At 69.0% G+C, this 20043-nt stretch carries 18 protein-coding genes; 13 read left to right on the plus strand and 5 right to left on the minus strand.

The annotated features are described in order from the left end of the window. Positions 1–38 precede the first annotated feature (38 nt). The 10 genes from AB0J62_RS22100 to AB0J62_RS22145 are packed head-to-tail and all read left to right on the plus strand — an operon-like array spanning position 39 to position 11962. Positions 39–1322, plus strand: coding sequence for a sugar ABC transporter substrate-binding protein (locus AB0J62_RS22100; protein WP_363873992.1), 1284 nt, complete (start codon positions 39–41; stop codon positions 1320–1322). Next, complete coding sequence (locus tag AB0J62_RS22105; RefSeq protein ID WP_363873995.1) at positions 1319–2479, plus strand: ADP-ribosylglycohydrolase family protein; 1161 nt, start codon at positions 1319–1321, stop codon at positions 2477–2479. The genes AB0J62_RS22100 and AB0J62_RS22105 overlap by 4 nt, the downstream gene beginning before the upstream one ends. Further along, on the plus strand, positions 2476–3774 hold the full coding sequence (locus AB0J62_RS22110; protein ID WP_363873998.1) for an ADP-ribosylglycohydrolase family protein: 1299 nt from the start codon (positions 2476–2478) through the stop codon (positions 3772–3774). Before AB0J62_RS22105 ends, AB0J62_RS22110 begins: the two co-directional genes overlap by 4 nt. After that, positions 3764–4684 (plus strand): ribokinase, encoded by a 921-nt coding sequence (locus AB0J62_RS22115; RefSeq protein WP_363874001.1) that lies wholly within the window; start codon positions 3764–3766, stop codon positions 4682–4684. The genes AB0J62_RS22110 and AB0J62_RS22115 overlap by 11 nt, the downstream gene beginning before the upstream one ends. After that, positions 4681–6669, plus strand: coding sequence for an SUMF1/EgtB/PvdO family nonheme iron enzyme (locus AB0J62_RS22120; protein WP_363874004.1), 1989 nt, complete (start codon positions 4681–4683; stop codon positions 6667–6669). Before AB0J62_RS22115 ends, AB0J62_RS22120 begins: the two co-directional genes overlap by 4 nt. Continuing rightward, the gene (locus AB0J62_RS22125) at positions 6666–7853 is read left to right on the plus strand and encodes a CoA transferase (RefSeq protein ID WP_363874007.1); all 1188 of its coding nucleotides are present in this window, start codon (positions 6666–6668) and stop codon (positions 7851–7853) included. The genes AB0J62_RS22120 and AB0J62_RS22125 overlap by 4 nt, the downstream gene beginning before the upstream one ends. A 34-nt stretch (positions 7854–7887) precedes the next feature. Further along, on the plus strand, positions 7888–8715 hold the full coding sequence (locus tag AB0J62_RS22130) for a CoA ester lyase (RefSeq protein ID WP_363874010.1): 828 nt from the start codon (positions 7888–7890) through the stop codon (positions 8713–8715). A 9-nt stretch (positions 8716–8724) separates the two neighbouring features. Beyond that, on the plus strand, positions 8725–10317 hold the full coding sequence (locus tag AB0J62_RS22135) for an NAD(P)/FAD-dependent oxidoreductase (protein WP_363874013.1): 1593 nt from the start codon (positions 8725–8727) through the stop codon (positions 10315–10317). Beyond that, entirely contained in the window at positions 10314–10730 is a 417-nt protein-coding gene (locus AB0J62_RS22140) for a TIGR03668 family PPOX class F420-dependent oxidoreductase (RefSeq protein WP_363874016.1), read from the plus strand. The genes AB0J62_RS22135 and AB0J62_RS22140 overlap by 4 nt, the downstream gene beginning before the upstream one ends. Beyond that, the gene (locus tag AB0J62_RS22145) at positions 10697–11962 is read left to right on the plus strand and encodes a DUF6596 domain-containing protein (protein ID WP_363874019.1); all 1266 of its coding nucleotides are present in this window, start codon (positions 10697–10699) and stop codon (positions 11960–11962) included. Before AB0J62_RS22140 ends, AB0J62_RS22145 begins: the two co-directional genes overlap by 34 nt. Here AB0J62_RS22145 and AB0J62_RS22150 read toward each other — a convergent pair. The 4 genes from AB0J62_RS22150 to AB0J62_RS22165 all read right to left on the minus strand — a co-directional run bounded on the left by AB0J62_RS22150 (position 11952) and on the right by AB0J62_RS22165 (position 16047). Next, positions 11952–13013, minus strand: a complete 1062-nt coding sequence (locus AB0J62_RS22150) for a methyltransferase domain-containing protein (protein ID WP_363874022.1) — start codon at positions 13011–13013, stop codon at positions 11952–11954. The genes AB0J62_RS22145 and AB0J62_RS22150 overlap by 11 nt on opposite strands. 19 nt (positions 13014–13032) lie before the next feature. After that, positions 13033–13998, minus strand: coding sequence for a Gfo/Idh/MocA family oxidoreductase (locus AB0J62_RS22155; RefSeq protein ID WP_363874025.1), 966 nt, complete (start codon positions 13996–13998; stop codon positions 13033–13035). Continuing rightward, positions 13995–15002, minus strand: coding sequence for an alcohol dehydrogenase catalytic domain-containing protein (locus AB0J62_RS22160; RefSeq protein WP_363874028.1), 1008 nt, complete (start codon positions 15000–15002; stop codon positions 13995–13997). Before AB0J62_RS22160 ends, AB0J62_RS22155 begins: the two co-directional genes overlap by 4 nt. 61 nt (positions 15003–15063) lie before the next feature. Beyond that, positions 15064–16047, minus strand: coding sequence for a LacI family DNA-binding transcriptional regulator (locus AB0J62_RS22165; RefSeq protein ID WP_363874031.1), 984 nt, complete (start codon positions 16045–16047; stop codon positions 15064–15066). A 77-nt stretch (positions 16048–16124) separates the two neighbouring features. On the opposite strand from AB0J62_RS22165, the gene AB0J62_RS22170 reads away from it, so the two are divergent. Next, positions 16125–17447 (plus strand): acyl-CoA dehydrogenase family protein, encoded by a 1323-nt coding sequence (locus tag AB0J62_RS22170; RefSeq protein ID WP_363874034.1) that lies wholly within the window; start codon positions 16125–16127, stop codon positions 17445–17447. Beyond that, positions 17447–18658 (plus strand): acyl-CoA dehydrogenase family protein, encoded by a 1212-nt coding sequence (locus AB0J62_RS22175; RefSeq protein ID WP_363874037.1) that lies wholly within the window; start codon positions 17447–17449, stop codon positions 18656–18658. Before AB0J62_RS22170 ends, AB0J62_RS22175 begins: the two co-directional genes overlap by 1 nt. 330 nt (positions 18659–18988) lie before the next feature. Here the strand turns inward: AB0J62_RS22175 and AB0J62_RS22180 are convergent, their stop codons facing one another. After that, positions 18989–19522, minus strand: coding sequence for a hypothetical protein (locus tag AB0J62_RS22180; RefSeq protein ID WP_363874041.1), 534 nt, complete (start codon positions 19520–19522; stop codon positions 18989–18991). 393 nt (positions 19523–19915) lie between these two features. Between AB0J62_RS22180 and AB0J62_RS22185 the strand changes: the two genes are divergently transcribed. Further along, on the plus strand, positions 19916–19990 hold the full coding sequence (locus AB0J62_RS22185) for a putative leader peptide (RefSeq protein ID WP_355483003.1): 75 nt from the start codon (positions 19916–19918) through the stop codon (positions 19988–19990). The last annotated feature ends 53 nt before the right edge of the window (positions 19991–20043 follow it).

The raw sequence follows: 20043 nt of genomic DNA on the forward strand, positions 1-20043 counted from the left end.
AAACCAAAAGACGTGGTAGTTGGGTTTGAGGAGATGCAATGAAGAAAGCACTGACCGCTCTGGCGGCGGCGGGCGCACTGGTGGCGCTCGCGGCCTGCGGGGGCAACAGCGACAACAGCTCCGGTGACTCGGGATCGTCGAACGAGAAGGTGACGCTGAAGTTCCAGAGCCTCGCCTTCCAGAAGACGACAGTGGCCGCGACGAAGAAGATCGTCGCCGACTGGAACGCCGCCAACCCGAACATCCAGGTCGAGTACGTCCAGGGCAGCTGGGACTCCGTGCACGACCAGCTGGTGACACAGTTCCAGGGCGGGACCGCGCCGGACATCATCCACGACGAGTCCGCCGACATCACCGGCTTCATCAACCAGGGCTACCTCGCGGACCTCTCGCCGTACCTGAGCCAGGGCACCAAGGACGCCGTCTCGCAGGGCGTCTGGGACACGGTCTCGAACGACGGCAAGATCTACGGCGCGCCGACCCTGATGCAGTCGTACGTCGTACTGGCGAACTCCGCGATGCTCAAGCAGGCCGGGATCACCGCGACCGGTGACTCGCTGAGCTGGGACGACCTGGCCGCGGACGCGAAGAAGCTGACCGCCGGCGGCAAGTACGGACTCGGCTGGGGGCTGAAGAGCCCGACCGCGACGGTGCTGAACCTCGGCATGAACTTCGACGGCAAGTTCTTCGACGGCACCGGCAAGGACGCCAAGGCGACGATCGGGGACGCCGAGCTCGAGGTGCCGAAGCGGATCCACGACATGGCCTACACGGACAAGTCGATCGACCCGACCTCGCTGACCCAGAGCGCGTCCGACGTACTGCCCGGGTTCTACGCCGGCAAGTACGGGATAATTGTGGCCGGCAACTATGTCGCGCAGCAGATCCTCGAGGAGGCGCCGAAGACCTTCCAGTGGGAGGTGCTGCCGCCGCTGAAGGGAACCAGCACCAAGCAGGCCGCGAACCCGCAGACCCTGTCGGTGCCGGCCGAGGGCAAGCACATCGAGCAGTCGGCGAAGTTCATCGACTACTTCATGAAGGCCGAGAACCTGGCCGCGGTCGGCCAGGGCGACTGGCTGATCCCGACCACGCAGGCGGCCCGGGACGCGATCCTCAAGACGACCGGCGGTAAGGACGGCTGGCAGCAGACACTTGCCAGCGGCGCCGAACTGACCAAGGCGCCGTTCCAGAGCGTCGAGAACTACCCGAAGTGGAAGGACCAGATCGCCACGCCGGCCCTGCAGGAGTATCTGGCAAACAAGACCGATCTGGCTGCCCTGGGCAAGAAACTGAGCGATGGATGGGGTCAGGTCAACCAGTGACGCCGGAGAAGACCAGCAGGCTGGAAGAGAAGTCGGTAGGTGCCCTCGTCGGGTCCGCGGTCGGTGACGCGATCGGTGGAGCCGTCGAGGGCTGGACCCCGGAGGCGATCCGGGAACGGCACGGTGGCTGGGTGACCGGCATCGTCGGCCCGTGGTACGACGACTGGCGGACGGCGCGCCCGATCGCGCCGTACCACAAGGGCGACGGGCACATCACCGACGACACCCTGATGACGCACGCGCTGGTCGAGGTGTACGACGAACGCCGCGCCCACCTCGACGCGTACGCGATCGCGGAGTCGCTGGTGCCGAAGATGCTCAAAGGGACCCGTTGGGTCCCCGAGCTCGAGGCGGACGCGCTGCTGCTGCAGCGGGTGTTCCTGGCCGAGAAGTGGCTGGTCGCCCGGCTGCACTACGGGCATGTCGACCCGCGCGAGGCCGGCGTCGGCAACATCGTGAACTGTGGTGCGGCGATGTACATGGCGCCGGTCGGGATCGCCAACGCCGGCGATCCCGAGGGCGCGTACGCCGAGGCGCTCGACGTCGCCGGCGCGCACCAGTCGAGCTATGGGCGGGAGGCGGCCGGCGTGTTCGCGGCCGCCGTCGCCGCCGCGATGATCCCGGGCGCGACCCCCGCGTCCGCGGTCGAGACAGCGCTCGGCCTTGCCAAGGACGGCACCCGGAGCGCCGTCGAGGCCGTGGCCGAAGCTGTCTCACAAGGCGACGGGGTGACCGACTGGGAGCAGGCAATTCCCCTGCTGCGCAAGGCGATCGAGCCCTACGACACGGTCGGCCCGAACTACCGCGAGCTGTCGATGGACGCCCGTCGTCCGAGCCGGACGAAGGCGATCGAGGAGCTCCCGGTCGCGCTCGGTTTCGTGCTGGTGTCCGAAGGCGATGTACGCCGGGCGGTCCTCGGCGGCACGAACTACGGCCGCGACGCGGACTCGATCGCGTCGATGGCCGGCGCGATCACCGGGGCGTTGAGCGGGCGCGACGGCGTACCAGCGGACTGGGCCGCCGAGATCGCCGAAGCGAGCAAGACCGACCTGATCGAGCCGGGACGGGTGATGGCCTCGGTGGCCGTCGACCTGCAGGCCGCCGACGCGCGTCGATGGGCGCGGCGCACCGAAGTACTGGAGACTTTGACGCGATGAGAATGACCTGGGTCCAGCCGGAGGACCTGCTCCCGCACCAGCTGGTCCAGGCGCGGTCCGAGGGTGTCGACGTCACCGACGTCCAGGCCCGCTGGCTGGCAGCAGGCGGTACGACGGATGCTCCCGTCTCGGGCGCCTCCGCCGAGCCCGCGCCACCCGCACTGCGCGCACTGGCCCGCGAGCTGCTCGACGTACTCGACGCACGGACCGCGGCGTGGCACGAGCCGGAGATCCCTGACCTGCCGTCGCTCGGCGAACCGGTCGACGTCGAGGCGCGGACGTTGAACGCGTGGCTCGGCCGGTGTGCGGGCAACCTGCTCGGCAAGCCGGTGGAGAAGATCCCGCGCGAGGGCATCCGGGAGATCCTCGCGGCCTCGGGGCAATGGCCGTTGACGCAGTACATCACCGCTGTCGGTGTGCCGGACGACGTGCAGCGGCGGTGGCCGTGGAACCGGCGGTCGAAGGTGAACAGCCTGCGCGAGGTCATCAACGGGATGCCCGAGGACGACGACATCAACTTCGCCATCCTCGCGCTGCTGATGATGGAGCGGCACGGGCGGGGACTGACCACCGAGGACGTCGCGCTGAGCTGGCTGAACGAGCTGCCGGCCGGACGCGTGTTCACCGCGGAACGTGTTGCCTACCGCAACCTCCTCGAGGGTGTCGAGCCGGCCCGCGCAGCCGTCGTCGGGAACCCGTTCCGCGAGTGGATCGGCGCGCAGATCCGCACCGACGCCTACGGCTGGGCGAACCCCGGCGACCGTACTGCGGCCGCGCGGCTGGCCCTCGTCGACGCCCGACTCAGCCACACCGGCGCCGGAGTCGATGGCGCACTCTGGGTAGCAGCCATGTCCGCGGCCGCCCTGGTCCTCGACGATCCGGTCGAGGCCGTTGGCGCCGGCCTCGAGGTGGTCGACGGGCAAGGTGCGATCGCCCGTGCCGTCCGCTTCGGCCTGACGCTCGCGGATGCGGAGCTCGACGACGCCCTGGACGCTTTGCATGCGGAGTACGGCGACCTGCATTGGGTGCACGCAGTGAACAACACCGCACTCACGGCGTACGCGCTGACCGCTCCGGATTTCACCACCGCGATCGGTCGCGCGGTGATGGGCGGCTGGGACACCGACTCGGCCGGCGCCACGGTGGGCGCCGTGTTTGGCGCGACGCGTGGGGTTCCGGCAGAGTGGTCCACACCACTGGACAACCGGGTGACCACAAGCCTCCCGGGAATGAACCAGATCGCGATCGACGAACTGGCGGCTAGGACTGTGGAGGTGTCGCGGGGTGCAGTCTGAGGTTCCGGATGTTGTCGTAGTCGGCAGTGCGAATGTGGATCTGGTGTTACCGGTCCAGCGGATTCCGCGCCCGGGCGAGACCGTTCTCGCGGGTGTGATGAGCCGTGGGCCGGGCGGTAAGGGAGCCAACCAGGCGGTCGCCTCGGCGCGGGCGGGTGCACGGACGGCGATGGTCGTCGCGCTCGGTGCGGACGACGGCGGTGCGCTGCTACGCGATGCGCTCGGCGGCGCCGGCGTAGACCTCTCGCTGACGACGACCGGCGACGCCCCGACGGGTACGGCGATCATCACGGTCGAGGACAGCGGCGAGAACTCGATCGTGGTCGCCCCGGGTGCGAACGGCGAGCTGACCCTGTCGGCTGACGCGCTGGCCGCAATCGGACAAGCGAAAATCGTGCTTTCCCAATTGGAGATCCCGTTTCCGACGGTGCAGGCCGCGGCCGCGGCATCGACGTACTTCATCCTCAACGCGGCCCCGGCCGCGGATCTCTCCGACGAGTTGCTCGCCGAGGTCGACCTGCTGGTGGTGAACGAGACCGAGGCCGAGGCGATCGGCGGTCCGGACCGGTCGGCGCTGCTGAAGAGGGTGCCGGCCGCGATCGTCACCCTGGGCGGCGAAGGCGCTGTGATTCTGACCCGGGACGAGGATGAGATCGCTGTTCCCGGGGTACCTGTCGAGGTGGTGGACACGACGGCTGCGGGCGACACGTTCTGTGGGGTGCTGGCCGCAGCATTGGCTTCTGTATTAGCTGCCATGTCAGCTAACGACTCGATCACTGGAAGCGACCTGACGAACGCCGTCCGACGCGCTAACGTTGCTGCTTCATTGAGTGTTCAAGCCGCGGGGGCGATCTCCTCGGTGCCTCACGGGGATGCAATCGACGCGCGTTATGCGGAGGTGTACCTGTGAATCCGCTTGAACCGCGGCCCATCGATCTGCCCGCGAGGGTCGACCTGGGGCTCGGGACCGATTTGTCCTTCCTGGACGACGCCAAGATCCTCGGTGCGCCGGAAGACCCGGTCGACCTGCCGCGGTGGCGCGCCAAACTGGCCGAGTGGCGGTTCGGCGCCATCGAGCGGACGCGGTACGACGGCTCGCACTACGACGAACCCGGTCGTGCATGGACCCAGACGGCGTACTCGGTGGCGCTCGTCTGGCTCTGGGACGACCTGCTGTACGACGTGGAGAGCGGGAAGTTCACGCCGGAGAAGTTCGTCCAGCACGGGCTGGACGAGTTCGGCGGGCACGACGCGATCGTGCTCTGGCACGCGTACCCGGTGATCGGGATCGACGACCGGAACCAGTTCGACTTCTACCGGGACGTGCCGGGGCTGCGGGCGTTGGTCGACGACCTGCACCGGCTCGGACTGAAGGTGTTCTTCGACTACAACCCGTGGGACGTCGGCACCCGGCGGTCGGCCCGCTCCGACGCGGACGAGTTCGCGGCGCTGGTGACGGACTTCGCTGTCGACGGCGTCTTCCTGGACACGTTGAAGGAAGGCGATCCCGCCTTCACCCGCGCGCTCCGCCGGGCGAACCCGGCGATCGCGTTCGAGGGCGAGTCAAGGTTGCCGATGGCAAGGATTTCGGACCATGCGCTGTCCTGGGCGCAGTGGTTCGCGGACACCGAAGCGCCGGGCGTGCTGCGTGCGCACCTGTTCGAGCGCCGGCACATGATGCATCACACCCGCCGGTGGAACCGCGACCACAGCGACGAGCTGCAGTCCGCCTGGGTGAACGGCGTCGGCATGCTGGTCTGGGAGTCGGTGTTCTCGGCCTGGGTCGGCTGGAACGCCCGCGACCGGGCGACCCTGCGCCGGATGGTCGCCGCGCAGCGTGCGTTCGCGCCGGTGCTGATCGACGGCGACTGGATCCAGCTGACGCCGGAGATCCCGGAGAAGGCCCGCGACCACGGCGTCTACGGATCCCGGTTCGACCTGGCCGACATCACCTTCTGGACGCTGATCAACCGCGACGAGGAGGACTTCGACGGCATCGTGCTGCGGTCGGAGGATCAGGTCGGTGACTGGTACGACGTGACGTCGGGCGTCCCGATCACTTCGGACGACGACGGTGTCCACCTGGTCGTGCCGGGCCGCGGTGTGGCCGGCATCGTCCGGGTCGGCGCGACCGCCGGCGCTTCGTGCCGGGCGACAGCGCGTCGGCTGGGCACGATGCCGCGGGCACATGTCCGCGAGGCCGCGTTCCCGATGCGCCCGGCCGAGCTGGTCGCGGTGCCGGCTGTCGCCGGTGACGCGTCGATCGGCGCGACGGTCGACGTACCGGCTGGGGCGCGGACGTTGATCGTGCGGCACCGCCGGCGTGAGACCGGCCTGTACGACACAGCGCCGTACGTCGAGGAGTGGAAGCCGCTGCCGCCTCGCCTGCACGACATCCAGACCGTCAAGCGCGAGGTCGAGCTGTCCGGCATCTCGGTCGCGGTGCGTGAGGTGACCAACGAGGAGTACTCCGAGTTCATCCAGGCGACCGGATACCGGCCCGTGGTCGCGAACCGGTTCCTGAAGCACTGGGTCGAGGGCGCGCCGGTTCCCGGGACCGAGGACCACCCGGTCACGTACGTCGACCTGCCGGATGCGCGCGCGTACGCCGCGTGGCGTGGCGGGCGGCTGCCGACCGAGGACGAGTGGCAGGTTGCCGCGGCGGTCGAAGGGTTCGAACGCCGCGAGCCACTGGTGTGGAACCTGACCGAGAGCGAGCACCGCGACGGCCGCAGCCGGTTCTGCATCCTCAAGGGCGGTTCGCACTACGCGGCCGAGGGCTCCGATTGGTATGCCGACGGCGGGCCGCAGCCGCCCGAGGTCAGCTTCAAGCTGGTGCTGACCGGCGGTGGTCTCGACCGTTCGGAGACCATCGGCTTCAGGTGTGCGGGATGAGACCTGCTCCTCTCGACGGGGTGAAGGTGCTCGAGGCGGCGACGCTGTTCGCGGGACCGCTGGCGGCGACCTTCCTAGGTGACTTCGGCGCCGACGTGACGAAGATCGAGCACCCGTCCCGGCCGGATGCGGCGCGGACGCACGGTGCTTCGAAGGACGGCGTCGGGCTGTGGTTCAAGACCCTCGGGCGGAACAAGCGGCTCGCGACGCTCGACCTGTCCCGCGGGCGGGACGTGTTCCTCGAGTTGGTCAAGTCTCATGATGTCCTGGTCGAGAACTTCCGGCCGGGCACCTTGGAGCGCTGGGGTCTCGGGCCGGACGTGTTGCTGGAGGCGAACCCGCGGTTGGTGATCGCGCGGGTCACGGCATTCGGCCAGGTCGGTCCGTGGTCGCGGCGGCCAGGGTTCGGCTCGTTGGCCGAGGCGATGAGTGGGTTCGCGGCGGTCACCGGTGAGCCGGACGGTCCGCCGACGCTGCCGCCGTTCGGGCTCGCGGACGGGATCACCGCGCTCGCTACGGCGTACGCCGTCCTGGTCGCGCTGCGCGAGCGGGATCGGTCCGGGGCGGGGCAGGTGATCGACATGGCGATCATCGAGCCGATCCTGATGATGCTCGGCGGCGGCATCACGGCGTACCAGCAGACCGGGTACGTGCAGCCGCGGCTGGGGAACCGGTCGTCGAACAACGCGCCGCGGAACGTGTACAAGACCGCCGACGGTCGATGGGTCGCCGTGTCGACGAGTTCGCAGAGCATCGCCGAGCGGGTGGTGACGCTGGTCGGACGGGCCGATCTGGTCGCGCAGCCGTGGTTCGCGACCGGGCGGGAGCGGGCCGAGCATGCCGACGAGCTCGACGACGCGGTCGGTTCGTGGATCGCGTCGAGGGGCCTGGACGAGGTGATGGCCGAGTTCGAGAAGGCCGAGGCCGCGGTCGGCCCGGTGCACGACATCCGCGGGATCATGAGCGATCCGCAGTACGCCGCACTCGGCACGATCATCAGCGTCGACGACGACGAACTCGGCGGCCCGGTGCAGATGCAGAACGTGCTGTTCCGGTTGTCCGAGTCCCCGGGGTCGATCCGTTGGGCCGGCGGGCCGCACGGCGCCAACACCGACGAGGTGCTCGCGGAGATCGGCGTCACCCCGGACCAACTCGACGCGTTGCGGGCTGCCGGGGTCGTGTAGTCCGTGTGGTAATGGCCTGGAGGGGGCGTTCAAGGTGCTGACGGCACTGTATGTTCCGGCCAACCGGCCGGACCGGTTCGCGAAAGCTGTTGCCGCGGGCCCCGATCTGGTGGTGTTCGACCTGGAGGACGCCGTACCGGTCGACGCCAAGGCGGACGCGCGCGGCTGGGCGGTCGCCTGGATCGCGGCGAACGCGCGCCGGCCGGTCGAGATCCGGGTGAACGCGCTCGGGTCGCCCTGGATCGAGGACGACCTGGCCGCGGTCTCCGCCGTACCGTCGGCGCGGATCCGGCTGCCGAAGGTCGAGAGCGCGACCGAGGTGCGGGCCGTGCTGGAGAAGGTGCCCTCGGCAAGGATCACCGCGCTGATCGAGTCACCGCTGGGCGTTGAGCGCGCGTTCGAGATCGCCACCGCCGATCCGCGGGTGATCGCGGTCGCGCTGGGTGAGGCCGATCTGTCCAGCGCGCTCGGCGTTGACGACGCGGCCGGGCTGGCGTGGTCGCGCAGTCGGCTGGTGTCGGCGTCGCGGGCGGCCGGGCTGGGCGCGCCGATGATGTCGGTGTATCCCCGGGTCGACGACTTCGACGGGCTTCGGCGTACGTCGTTGGAGGGGCGGGCGCTCGGCTTCGTCGGCCGTACGGCGATCCACCCGCGCCAGCTGTCCACGATCGTCGAAGCCTTCACACCGACCGCTGTCCAGGTGGCCGAGGCGGAGGCGTTGCTGGAGGCAGTCGAGAAGGCGGGGGTCTCCGACGGCGGCGTCATCGTCCTGCCCGACGGCCGGATGGTCGACCCCGCCATGATCGGGCGCGCCCGCGAGCTGACCACCCTCATGCGGGAGATCTCCTCCCGCTCCGGTTAGTCTCGAACTATGCTGCCGCGCAGGGTTGATGCCGTCGTGATCGGTTCCGGGCCGAACGGGCTCGTGAGCGCGATCACGCTTGCCGACGCGGGCTGGGACGTGCTGCTGCTGGAGGCCGCCGACACGTTCGGCGGTGCGGTCCGGTCGACCGAGGAGGGCGGCTGGATCAGTGATCGTTTCAGTTCGAACTACCCGCTCGGGGTCGCGTCCCCGGTGATCCGGGCGTTGGAGCTGGAGAAGTTCGGCCTGAAATGGGCGAATGCCCCGCTGCCGCTGGTGCACCTGCTCGACGAGGACGGCGCCGCGGCGGCGATCCACCCGGATCCCGAGGACACCGCGAAGTCGCTCGGCGCCGAGCACCCGGGTGATGGCGAAGCCTGGCTGCGGCTGTACCAGCAGTACGTCTCGATCCGGGAGCCCTTGCTGAGCGCACTGCTCACCACCTGGCCGCCGGTCGGGCCGGGGATCAAGCTGGCGCGGAAGCTCGGTTCGGTGGGGGAGCTGCTGCGGTTCGCGCGGTTCATGGCGATGCCGATGCACCGAATGGGGCAGGAGCTGTTCACCGGGCGGCAGGGCCCGGCGATCATGGCCGGGAACGCGCTGCACGCGGACGCGCCGTTGTCGGGCAGCGTCAGCGGCACGATGGGCTGGCTGCTCGCGATGCTGGCGCAGGACGTCGGGTATCCGGTCGCGGCCGGCGGATCATCGGAGTTCTCCGGCGCTCTGGTACGCCGGGCAGAGCGGTCGGGCGCGCTGCTGGTCTCGGGCACGCCGGTGACGCGCGTCGCCGTGTCCGCCGGCCGGGTGACCGCCGTACACACTGCATCCGGTGAGACCGTCTCGGTCGCGCGTGCCGTCATCGCGGACACGTCGGCACCGGCGCTGTACGGCGAATTGTTGCCGGAGGCACTCATTCCGGCGGGGCTGCGACGTGATCTGGATGACCGGTTCGAGTGGGACTACCCGACGGTCAAGCTGAACTTCCGGCTCAGCGGTCCGATCCCGTGGAAGGCAATGGAGGCGCAGTCGGCCGGCGTCGTACACCTCGGTGGGACCGCGGACGATCTGGTCCACACCTCCGCGGATCTCGACACCGGGCGGATCCCGGCGCAGCCGTTCCTGCTGATCGGACAGACCACGAAGTCGGATCCGTCCCGGTCACCCGAGGGCAGCGAGGCGGTGTGGGTGTACTCGCACCTGCCGCGCGGGATCGCGGACGACGCGGCCGCGGAGAAGCTCGCCGGCCGGATGGAGCGCGCGATCGAACGGTTCGCGCCGGGATTCGGCGACCTGGTCATCGCCCGCGACCTGCAGCGCCCGTCCGCGCTGGAGTCGAGCAACGCAGCCCTCGGTTTCGGCGCCCTCGGCGGCGGCACGATGCAGCTGCACCAGCAACTCGTCTTCCGCCCGACCATCGGCCTCGGCAGCGCCCGCACCTTCGTCACCGGCCTGTACCTGGGCAGCTCCGCCATCCACCCCGGCGGCGGCGTCCACGGCGCCTGCGGCCACCTGGCCGCCCGCACCGCAATCCGCGACGCCTCCATCCTGGGCCCCGTAACCCGCACCCTCCCCACCGCCGCCCTGCGCCACCTCCAACGGTGAGACTCGACGAGGCCGGCTGTAGGGCTCGGGTGGCGGCTGCGCGGGTGGGACGGCTCGCGACCGTGGGATCCGACCTGCGGCCTCACGTCGTGCCGGTGACGTACGCCGTGCACGGGGACGAGTTGTTCATCGGGATTGATCAGAAGCCCAAGACGACGACTGCGTTGAAGCGGCTGCGGAACATCGCCGGGAACGAGCGGGTCGCAGTACTCGTGGATGAGTACGACGAGGATTGGACGCATCTGTGGTGGGTGCGGGTCGACGGGGTCGCGCGGGTCGTGGCGTCCGATGCGGCGGCGGTCGCGTTGCTGGTGGCCAAGTACCCGCAGTACGAGGCGGATCCGCCGCGGGGTCCGGTGATTGCGATCCGTGCTGACGGATGGTCGGGGTGGACGTATCGAGGGGAGGACTGAACGTGGTGGACGGGTTGCTGCGGGAGTTGGCGCCGCAGGTGCTGGGGTTCTTGGCTCGGCGGTACGGGCAGTTCGACCTGTGTGAGGACGCTGTCCAGGAGGCTTTGCTGGCGGCGGCGACGCAGTGGCCGGTCGACGGCGTGCCGGCGAATCCGCGGGGTTGGTTGATAACCGTTGCGACGCGGCGGTTGACGGACGCGTTCCGGAGCGAGAGCGCGCGGCGGCGGCGTGAGGACAGTGTCGCCGCGATGGCCGGGCCGGAGGAGTTGGTTGCCCCGGGCGCCGATGTCGACGACGCCCCGGATACCGATGACACGTTGACGTTGCTGTTCCTGTGCTGCCATCCGGCCGTCACGCCCGCGTCGCAGGTCGCGTTGACGTTGCGGGCGGTCGGCGGTCTGACGACGGCGGAGATCGCCCGGGCCTTTATGGTGCCGGAGGCAACGATGGCGCCGCGGATCAGCCGGGCGAAGAAGAGCATCAAGGCGGCGGGCAGCCGGTTCGCGATGCCGCCGGAGTCGGAGCGGGCCGAGCGGCTGCGCGTCGTACTGCAGGTGCTGTACCTGATCTTCAACGAGGGTTACACGGCGAGCTCGGGGGAGGAGCTGCAGCGGGTCGAGTTGACCGCGGAGGCGATCCGGCTGACTCGGATGTTGCGTGCCGCGCTGCCGGACGACGGCGAGACCGCGGGCCTGCTGGCATTGATGTTGCTGACCGACTCGCGCCGCGCGGCGCGCACGACCGCGGACGGCGGCCTGGTGCCGATCGACGAGCAGGACCGGTCACTGTGGGACCGTGCGCAGATCACCGAGGGCGCCGACCTGATCCTGCACACGCTGCAGCGGGGAGGGGTCGGGCCGTACCAGCTGCAGGCCGCGATCGCCGCCGTACATGCTGAGGCGCCGAGTGCGGACAAGACCGACTGGCGGCAGATCCTCTCGCTGTACGTCGTACTGGAGAAGCTCGCCCCGAACCCGATGGTGACCCTCAACCGCGCCATCGCGCTCTCACAGGTCGAGGGTCCGCAGGCGGGTCTCGACCTGCTCGCGACGCTCGAGGACGACAAGAACATCACCGAGACCCACCGCCTTGACGCCGTCCGCGCCCATCTCTACGAGCGGGCCGGCGACCTGGCCACGGCGCACGAGCTTTACCTGGCGGCAGCCCGCCGTACGACGAGCCTGCCGGAGCAGCGCTACCTGCAGGCGAAGGCCGACGCGATCACGGGATGAGTCGGTAGAAGCGGAACAGGTCGGTGTGGAACGGGAGCACGTGCATCTGGCTGAACCCGGCCTCGGCGGCATAGCGGCGGAGCGTGTCCGGGCGCATCACCGCGCCGGTCGCGGCCGAGTCCGGGTCGCCCATCGCGTCGGGGAGGCAGGACATCAAGCTCCAGCCGTAGTGGTACTGCTCGAGCGCGGATGCCGGTGCGGTGAACTCGTCCTCGACCAGCTCATCCAGGATCAGGACCGAACCGCCGTCGGCGAGCATGCTTCGGGCGGTGCGTAGCGCGTCGACGGGCTGCGACATATCGTGGAGCGCTTCGAGGATCGTGACCAGGTCGAACTGTCCGTTCAAGGTCTCGGATGCATTGGCGACGGAGAACGTGACCCGATCGCTCAACCCGGCTTCTTCGGCGTGCCGGCTTGCTGCTGCGATGGCGTCCTCGTCCAGATCCACGCCTTGGACGGTGATCCGGGGATAGGACTGGGCCATCGCGATCGACGACCAGCCGGTGCCGCACGCGAAGTCGGCGACTCGGGCCGGCGGGTCTGCACGGAGGCGTTCGTCGACCTCGGGGATGGCGGGCAGCCACTCCTTGCCCAGCCGGTTCAGGTACGTCGGGCGGTTGAACTCGGCCCGCCCCTCGGGTTCCCACGGTTGGTGTGGTGGGGCGTCGCCGGAGCGGTATGCCTCGACCAGATCCGGGAGCATCCTGGCCGCTCGCGCGAGCTCGACGCCCTTGTAGCCGTGATAGTTGACGTCGTCCTCGTCGGCGAGCACGGGAACGTGCTCTGCCGGCAAGGTGTAGCGCCGTTCGGTCGGAGGCGCCTTGGCGTTGTCGACGTCGACGAGACCGCTGGCGGCGTGGTGCTCGAGCCACTCGCGGATGTAGCGCTCGTTGGTGCCGGTGCGTTCGGCCAGCTCGACCGAGGTCGCGGGGCCTTCGTCGGCGAGCGCCCGGTAGAGCCCCAGGCGCTCGCCGAGGTAGATGGAGTAGAGCTCGAGCGCGGCTCCGGCGTTCCGGAAGATCCGCTCGACGAGTGCGTTGGTCCGGTCCATGGAGTGGATCGTACTGACGTCAGGACGTGCTGACCCGGCGTCCGCTCTCGTGGGACTCGATCGCGGCGTGTGCGAGCTGTAAGGCCCGGCGGCCGGCGCGTGCGTGGACGGGTGGTTGCTCGCCCTTGCGTAGTGCGGTGAGCAGCGCGTCGACGTGGCGGTCGAAGGTACCGGCGAAATTGCGGGACTCGTCGTCGAAGTACGTCGAGTGCCAGCGCTGCTCGACCGGGTCGCCGGCCTTCTGGAACGTCAGCGCGCGGACGGTGTCGTGAATGACCAGTCGGCCCGCCGTGCCGTTGACCTCGATCCGTTGCGTGTCGGGGTAGGCGTACGACGAGTCGTACGTGCCGAGCATCGTGCCGACCGCGCGGTTCTCGAACTCGAGTGCGAGCGCGACCGTGCTGAAGGCGCCGTACGTCTTGTCGGTCATCTGCGCGGCTACTGAGGCTACTGGTCCGACCAGTTGCTCGAGTAGGTCGAATCCGTGGCACTGGGTCTCGATGAGGTTGGCGTGCGGGGAGTTCCCGTGGTTCGCCTCGCCGCCGAAACGCCAGGTCGCGAAGACGAGGTCGCCGAGTTCGCCGGCCTCGATGAGGGCCTTCGCGCGCTGCACGGGTTCGGCGTACCGGTGGTTGAAGTTGATCGCGAAGAAGTTGTCGCCCGCCTCCGCGAGCAGGCGGTCGGCCTCGGCGAGGTCGAACACGAGCGGCTTCTCGACCAGCAGCGGTACGCCGGTCCGTACCAGCTTCAGCGTGACGTCGTAGTGGTCCTCATTCGGCAGGCAGACCGTGACGAGCTCAGGCTGCTCGGTGCGCAACATCTCGTCGAGGTCGGTGTACGGCGTGGTGCCGTACTTCTCGGCCCGCGCCCGCGTGCGGTCCGGCGTACGACCGAAGATGCCGCACAGCTCGGTGTCCTCGCGTCGCGAGAAGATGCGGGCGTGGTGCTCGCCCCACCCACCGGCGCCGACGACCGCGACCCTCATGACGCACCCTCCTGTGTGACAACGACCTTGCCGCTCTCGCCGCTCATGAACAGGCTGAACGCATCGGCGATCTCCGCGACCGGGAACCGATGGCTGATCACGCGGGAGATCAGCTCCTGGTGCTCCGACAGCAGCGCGAGGTTGCCCGGCATCTCGTCGTACCGGAAGTACTCGCTGCCGAGGATGGCGTGTTCGGGCGAGATCAGGTCCTGGGAGACATCGATGCTGAGTGATTCGCCGTGGCCGACGCAGATCAGTGCGCCGCGCTGGCTGACGATGTCGAGCGCGGCCCGCCGGGCGGACTCCTTGCCCGACGAGTCGAACGCGATGTCCGGAGAGCCGGCCTTGCTCAGATCGTCCGCGAGCAAGGGGATCGCGCCGAACGATTCGGCGAAATCGAGCCGCCAGCGGGAGAAGTCGGAGACGTAGACCGGTACGTCGGCGCCGTACTTGAGCTTGCTCATCACGGTCAGGCCGAGTCCGATCGGACCAGCGCCGGCGATGTACACGCTCTCGACGTCTGGTCTGACCAGTGACGCCCGCCCGATCGCGTGGCTGCTGGTGCCCATCACGTCGAGCAGCATCGTCGCGTTGCCGATCTCGATGTCGTCGGTGACCGGGAAGAAGTTCGACTCGTGCACCAGCTCGTACGGCCCGTAGCCGCCGTCGTGGCTGAACCCCATGTCGGCCCGCTTGGCCAGGCACTGGTTGGTGGCGTTCAGTTTGCAGCTGCGGCACTCGCCGCAGAAGTCCATCAGGAACACGGCGCCGCGGGTGCCGACGAGTGTATGGGTGCCTTCGCCGGCTTGCAGGACGGTGCCCGCGGCTTCATGTCCGGGTACCACGGACGAGCCGTCGTAGTACTGGTGCCGGTCGGTGCCGCACAGGGCGTTGGCCTGGACGGCGAGGAGGAGCTGGCCGGGTCCGGGGTCTGGGTACTCGTGGTCCGCGAACTCGATCCTTCCGGCGCCGGTGAACCTGGGGGCGAGAGCGGTGCGGGTCATGCTGCCGGAATTTACTACGTAGCAAATCCTGTCCACAAGGACTTGTCCCGGGAACGGTCGATCAGCGGGTGGTGCTCTCCCGGACGCGGAGTTCGTAGCCGGCCATCCGGTGCTGCGGGACGTGATCGTCGTCGAGTTGCTCCTCGAGCAGGTCGAGCGCGGTGCTCGCGATGTCGTCGAGCAGCGGGGCGATCGTGCTGAGCGTCGGCGTCGACAGACTCGACTCGACGATGTCGTCGAAGCCGATGACCGACACGTCGCCCGGGACGTCGATCTTGCCGCGCTGCAGCGCCCGGAGCGCACCGAGCGCCGCCGAGTCGTTCATCGCGAAAATGCCGTCTGGACGGAGCGCTTCGAAGGTGCGGGTGACCGCGTCCGCAGCCGCGGCGGTGGTCCAGTCGCAGTCGACGATCAGCCTGGGGTCGAGCTCGAGACCGTGCTTCTTGAGCGCGGCCTGATAGCCCTGACGACGCAGTTGGTACGAGCGCCTCGGGCCGTGGTTCGCGCCGAGCAGGACGATCCGCCGTCGGCCGGTGTCGAGCAGATGCGTGACGGCCGCCTGTGCGGCCTCCCGGTTCTTGATGCCGACGTGGTCGATCGCGCTGCCCGGCTCACGGTCGCCGACCAGGACGACCGGGTGCGTACTGCGCTGGTCGGCGCGGCTGAGGGAGACCGCGCTCATGATCACGCCGTCGGTGAGGACGTCGCCCCCACCGCGGAGCAGTTCGACCTCGAGGTCGTGGCGGCCGCCGGTCGTCTCGACGAGGATCGTCGTCCCGCGGTCCCGGGCGGCGGCGATGACGGCTTCGGCGAGGTCGGCGAAGTACCGCTCGCGGAAGGTGGGCACGGCCAGGGTGACGGTGCCCGTGCGGCCGCTGCGCAGGCGGCGGGCCGCGGTGTTCGGGCGGTAGCCGAGCGCGTCGAGGCTGGCCTGGACGCGGGCGCGGGTCGCGGGGGAGACGTGGACGTAGTTGTTCACCACGTTCGAGACGGTGCGCTGGGACACGCCCGCGTGGCGGGCCACGTCGGACATGCTGACCGCCACTGCTGCGCTCCCTTCGGACCGGTTGCGTCAGGCTACCAGCGTGACCTGGGTTGTAACTTCGGTTTACAGTTAGCGGTATGAGCCTTCAGGAGAAGACCCGCGGGCGCCGGGACGCGATCGGGGTCGGTGTGGCCCTGCTCAACAAACTGGCCCGATCGCGGGCCATCGATCGGTTCGGGCTGCGGAAGCCGGCGGAGCGGGCGGTGTTCGAGGCGACCAAGACCGGATTCCGGACGGCGGGAGCGCTCTCCCGGCGGTTCTCCGCGGCGACGAAGCTGACTGGGTTGCCGGGGTTGTCGGGGCCGTCGCGGCTGCCTGCCGCGAAGGGGACCGGGCGGTTCGACCTGACGCCGACCGAGGACCAGCAGATGATGGTCGACGTCGTCCGCTCGTTCGCGTCCGACGTACTGCGGCCCGCTGCTTCTGCCGCCGACACCCGCTGCGCCACGGAGGCCAAGGTTCTGGAGGCGTCGGCCGAGCTGGGGCTGAGCCTGATCGAGGTCCCGGAGGAGCTCGGCGGCATCGTCACCGAGCGGTCCGCGATGACCGGCGTACTGGTCGCCGAGGCGCTCGCGTACGGCGACATGGGGCAGGCAGTCGCGTGTTTGGCGCCGTCGGCGGTGAGCACGGCGATCTCGTTATGGGGCGACGAGACGCAGCAGGCGACGTACTTGCCCGCGTTCACTGGCCAGACCGTCCCGGCGGCCGCGTTGGCGCTGGTGGAGCCGCGGCCGGTGTTCGATCCGTTCGAGCTGCGGACGCGGTACACGGGTGGGCTGTTGAACGGCGTGAAGTCGCTCGTACCGCGGGGTGCCGAGGCGGAGCTGTTCGTGATCGGGGCGCAGACGGACGCGGGTCCGCGGCTGTTCGTGGTGGAGGCCGATGACCCGGGCGTGGTGATCGAGGCGGAGCCGTCCATGGGGTTGCGGGCGGCGTCGCTGTGCCGGGTGATCTTGACCGACGTACCGGCCGTCCCGCTTGGGTCCGTGGATGACTACGCCGAATGCGTGCGGTTGTCGCGACTCGGGTGGTGTGCGCTCGCCCTCGGTACGGCGCGGGCGGTGCTCGACTACGTCACGCCGTACGTGAACTCGCGGGAGGCCTTCGGCGAGCCGATCAGTCATCGGCAGTCGGTGGCATTCATGGTGGCGAACATCGGGATCGAGCTCGAAGGCATGAAGCTCGTGACGTATCGGGCCGGATCGCGTGCCACCCAAGGGCTTTCGTTCGCCCGGGAGGTGGCGTTGGCGCGGCGGCTGTGTACCGAGAAGGGCATGCAGATCGGGACGGACGGCGTACAACTGCTCGGCGGGCACGGATTCGTGAAGGAGCATCCGGTGGAGCGCTGGTACCGCGACCTGCGAGCGACCGCCGTGATGGAAGGGGCGGTGCTGGTCTGATGATCAACCTCGAGACTCCACGCAAGTTCCGGACCTTCGTCAACCAGGCGCACCAGGTCGCGGCGGAGATGCTGCGGCCGAACTCGCGCCGGTACGACCTGGCCGAGCACGAGTACCCGGTCGAGCTGGACATGCTCGCCGCGATGGTCGACGGATTAGGTGCCTCTGGCACCGGTTCGGGCGCCGGGGCTTCCGGCGTACGGCGTAGTGCCTCCGATGCGGCGTCGGGGGACGGTGTCGTGAACGGGTCGAACCTGTCCTCGGTGCTGTCGATCATGGAGATGTGCTGGGGTGACGTCGGACTGCTGCTCTCGATGCCGCGGCAGGGACTCGGCAACTCGGCGATCGCGTCCGTGGCATCCGACGAGCAGCTGCGACGGTTCGACGGGGTGTGGGCCGCGATGGCGATCACGGAACCGGACTGCGGCTCCGACTCCGCGAACATCCAGACGACCGCGCGGCTCGACGGCGACGACTACGTGCTGAACGGCGAGAAGATCTTCGTCACCGCCGGCGGCCGCTGCGATGCCGTCGTGGTGTGGGCGACGCTCGACAAGACGCTGGGCCGGGCCGCGATCAAGTCGTTCGTGGTCATGAAGGACACGCCAGGTATGACGGTCGAGCGCCTCGAGCACAAGCTCGGCATTCGCGCGTCCGACACCGCGACCATCCGCTTCGAGAACTGCCGCGTACCGCGCGAGAACCTGCTCGGCACGGCCGACATCGACCAGGGTTTCGCCGGCGTCATGCAGACCTTCGACAACACCCGCCCGCTGGTCGCGGCGATGGCGGTCGGCTGCGCCCGTGCATCCCTCGAACTCACCCGCGACCTGTTGGCGGATGCCGGCGTACAAATCGACTACGACCGCCCCGTCCATCTCCAGCCGGCCGCCGCCGCGACGTACCTCGCGATGGAGGCGGACTGGGAAGCCGCCTACCTCCTCACCCTCCAGGCCGCCTGGATGGCCGACAACGCCCAACCTAACTCCCTGCAAGCCTCCATGGCCAAAGCCAAAGCCGGCCGCACAGCCAACGACATAACCCTCCGCTGCGTAGAACTAACCGGCTCCCTCGGCTACTCCGAACACGAACTCCTCGAAAAATGGTCCCGAGACAGCAAAATCCTCGACATCTTCGAAGGCACCCAACAAATCCAGCAGCTCATCGTCGCCAGACGCCTGCTGGGGAAGACGTCAGCCGAGCTGAAATAGCCTTGAAGCAAGAAAGGTAGGGAAAGAAAGAGGCAGAGTCGGGAGTTGGCTGCCTGGTTGGGTTCGGCGGTCCAGTAGCGTCGGCATGCCAGAAGGCGCCTCGCCCCCCAGCATCATCCATCGGGTGGCTCGAGTTCGAGAGCCGGTGATGTGGGTGCCGGACCCAGCTGGCCGCTGCCGGCGAACAGGTGTCCTCCGCGGACGGTGCGTCCTGCAGTTCCACAGGGCGTGGACGTCTGGCGTGATGGTGTGGTCACCTCCAGCTCGGCTTGTGGCTGTAAGAGCAGCGTGCTTGTCGGGCGTTCCCGCAGGATCAACGGGTCGGTGGTGTCACGGCTCGTGCTCGATGGTGCTGTCCTGGTGCAGTTCGAGCAGGTGGAGCACGGGTACGCCGAGGTGCCGCCGGGCCTGGGCCGACCAGTCGACGTGGAGCAGTTCGGCGATCACGTGTGGTCGGGTCAGTACGACAACCTCCTGCCCGTTCACGCGCTCGATGTACTCGACGAGCTCATCGACCGGGTGTTTGCGGGTGATCACGCCGTCAGCTTCGCGATCGAAGGATCGCAAACGGCCGACGCTGCGTTGCAGCGCCTCAGTCGCCTGGGCATCAATGGCGAGCTGGGCGTCCTCGGCCGCGGCTCGTACCTCGTCGTCCGCGCCGACGGCGTACCGCTGCGTCGCGACGCCGAACAGCTCGGGCCCGGCGAGGTTCGTCAGCGATGCTTCGACTTGGGCCTGAGCGTCCTCACAAGGAAAGATCAGGTGGAACTTGACCCGGCCGGGCGCGCCGGCGTACAGCTCCACGAGCCGTTCCGCGTCGGCCACGCTCAGCTCTTCTTCCACCAGAATCAACACGTCGTACATGCGAGCCACCTCCTGCCCGAATCCGGTACCCGATCGGCGCGGGAGCTCACATTCCTGTTTGCAGAGCTCGGCGAAACGTAGGCTGCCGGCGGTCGGGTCGGTGATCACGCGCCGCAGTCCAGGGTTGGCTGGGTAGCGTGAGGCGGTCAGGCGCAGGTCGGCCACGAGCCTCGCCTCGTGATCGGCGTGCCCGTGTGGGGTGTGCATGACCCATGAGTGCAGGCGGGTCGCCCTGCGCCGCGCTGCCGCCCCGGAACCAGAACCCCTGCACACTCGCCTGCCGGAGGTGCACACGGGTGAGCTGTCCATATTTTGAGAGCGTTGTCGACTGACTTACTAAACTTTGATGGGCGTCGCATACTGAAATGACACGAGCGACGAGAGGAGACGGGGATGACGCGCAAGCCGCCGTACTACCGGCTCCACATCGACCTTCTCCGGGTCTCCAGCGCGCTGTGTCTGCGCTGACCTGAGTCACCGCGTCTCCAGCTGACGGCGTCCACCTCCGGGCGCCTGCTGCC

Source organism: Kribbella sp. NPDC049584 (genome assembly GCF_040675555.1).
GTDB lineage: Bacteria > Actinomycetota > Actinomycetes > Propionibacteriales > Kribbellaceae > Kribbella.

Bases quoted from the DNA above. Each gene is read 5' to 3' on its own strand.
- AB0J62_RS22175 (WP_363874037.1), top strand. From the start codon at position 17,447: ATGATCAACCTCGAGACTCCACGCAAGTTCCGGACCTTCGTCAACCAG.
- AB0J62_RS22170 (WP_363874034.1), top strand. From the start codon at position 16,125: ATGAGCCTTCAGGAGAAGACCCGCGGGCGCCGGGACGCGATCGGGGTC.
- AB0J62_RS22145 (WP_363874019.1), top strand. From the start codon at position 10,697: ATGGTCGGGGTGGACGTATCGAGGGGAGGACTGAACGTGGTGGACGGG.
- AB0J62_RS22100 (WP_363873992.1), top strand. From the start codon at position 39: ATGAAGAAAGCACTGACCGCTCTGGCGGCGGCGGGCGCACTGGTGGCG.
- AB0J62_RS22155 (WP_363874025.1), bottom strand. From the start codon at position 13,998: ATGAGGGTCGCGGTCGTCGGCGCCGGTGGGTGGGGCGAGCACCACGCC.
- AB0J62_RS22135 (WP_363874013.1), top strand. From the start codon at position 8,725: ATGCTGCCGCGCAGGGTTGATGCCGTCGTGATCGGTTCCGGGCCGAAC.
- AB0J62_RS22125 (WP_363874007.1), top strand. From the start codon at position 6,666: ATGAGACCTGCTCCTCTCGACGGGGTGAAGGTGCTCGAGGCGGCGACG.
- AB0J62_RS22110 (WP_363873998.1), top strand. From the start codon at position 2,476: ATGAGAATGACCTGGGTCCAGCCGGAGGACCTGCTCCCGCACCAGCTG.
- AB0J62_RS22150 (WP_363874022.1), bottom strand. From the start codon at position 13,013: ATGGACCGGACCAACGCACTCGTCGAGCGGATCTTCCGGAACGCCGGA.
- AB0J62_RS22160 (WP_363874028.1), bottom strand. From the start codon at position 15,002: ATGACCCGCACCGCTCTCGCCCCCAGGTTCACCGGCGCCGGAAGGATC.
- AB0J62_RS22180 (WP_363874041.1), bottom strand. From the start codon at position 19,522: ATGTACGACGTGTTGATTCTGGTGGAAGAAGAGCTGAGCGTGGCCGAC.